Origin of the sequence: Paraburkholderia phymatum (assembly GCF_040965635.1) — a bacterium.
Taxonomy (GTDB): domain Bacteria; phylum Pseudomonadota; class Gammaproteobacteria; order Burkholderiales; family Burkholderiaceae; genus Paraburkholderia; species Paraburkholderia phymatum_B.
The window spans coordinates 1-1,068 of record NZ_JBFRCH010000107.1 but is presented as its reverse complement, the minus strand read 5'-3'; the positions used below and the strand labels follow the sequence as shown (position 1 = coordinate 1,068).

Below are 1,068 nucleotides of genomic sequence, written 5' to 3'. Positions count from 1 at the left end.
CCTTGGCCCGCTCGCCCAGACAGGCGAGCACGTCATCGGGAAGATGGTCGAGCGTGCACAGTTCCTTCGCCCGCATGCCGACCTTGCGGTCTGTTTCAACGAAATGAACCGCGTAGATGTAAAACCGCTGCAGGAACATGTCGATCCGGGTGACGTAGCCTGCGTCGCCCTTGTTCACGAGAAGCTCGCCCATATTCTTGCCGGTGTAGGTGCCATCGTTGCGAATTACCGAGCGCGCGATCACACGCTCGCCAATGCTGAATGATGGCGCACACGCGACCTCGATGGCGTCCTCGTTTTGGAAGTCACTCATCATTTGCTCCTGCGAAAGGCCAGGGTGTGCGCTTCACGATGCTGGTGGCGGCAACAAGGGACGCCCGTGTCCGATCGCACCCACGTCAACGCGCCTGACACCGGGTTCGCCTTCGCTGGCGGCAACACCAGGTCCCGGATTGTCCTTCATGAACGCGAAACCCGACCGGTCAGGTGTGTCGACGAAGTCGATCGTCACACCGTCCAGCAGCAGACGGCTTTCTGCGGGCAGGAAAAGACGCAGACCATTGATCTCCATCGCCTCGTCGCCTGGCTGCGCCCCGGTTACGGCACTGGATCCGGCATCGTATCCAGAGCAGCCGCCAGAGTTCACAAGCAGACGAAATCCCGCACCAGATGGCAAGCCGGAAAAGCGCACAACACGGCGCATGAACTTTTCGGCAGCGGGTGTAACGGTAAGGTTGGGCAGCATGGTTTCGATTCCGTCAAAGTGAGCAGTCGTTAGACGCAGGTGGCGCGATGCGCGGGGAAACGGGCTAGGCCGGAACGATGCATCCGTCCACGGGGCACACCGCCACGCATTGCGGAGTATCGAACTGTCCGTCGCACTCCATGCATTTCTTCGGATCGATTGCGAAGACACCGCTTTTCTCACAGATGGCGACATTGGGGCACTGCGGCTCGCAGGCCGAGCAGCCGGTGCACGTCGACGCAATGATCTTCAGGGCCATGCGACACTCCTTGCAATGATGATCGGTGTACGCCCGGTGAGACAGGCATGACTATCCTGCCTGC

3 protein-coding genes are annotated in these 1,068 nt (G+C 60.3%); all 3 read right to left on the bottom strand.

What is annotated here, in order from left to right; genetic code table 11:
• On the bottom strand, positions 1 to 313 hold a 313-nt coding region (locus AB4Y32_RS40385), incomplete at its 3' end, for a nitrogen fixation protein NifZ (RefSeq protein WP_368726573.1).
• A gap of 33 nt (positions 314 to 346) precedes the next feature.
• On the bottom strand, positions 347 to 745 hold the full coding sequence (locus tag AB4Y32_RS40380; protein WP_342937515.1) for a HesB/IscA family protein: 399 nt from the start codon (positions 743 to 745) through the stop codon (positions 347 to 349).
• 64 nt (positions 746 to 809) lie between these two features.
• The gene (locus AB4Y32_RS40375) at positions 810 to 1,004 is read right to left on the bottom strand and encodes a 4Fe-4S binding protein (protein ID WP_342945374.1); all 195 of its coding nucleotides are present in this window, start codon (positions 1,002 to 1,004) and stop codon (positions 810 to 812) included.
• Between the last annotated feature and the right edge of the window lie 64 nt (positions 1,005 to 1,068).

What these genes read in the sequence shown, in the direction of transcription:
- AB4Y32_RS40380 (WP_342937515.1), bottom strand. Translation starts at nt 745, where the DNA reads ATGCTGCCCAACCTTACCGTTACACCCGCTGCCGAAAAGTTCATGCGC.
- AB4Y32_RS40375 (WP_342945374.1), bottom strand. Translation starts at nt 1,004, where the DNA reads ATGGCCCTGAAGATCATTGCGTCGACGTGCACCGGCTGCTCGGCCTGC.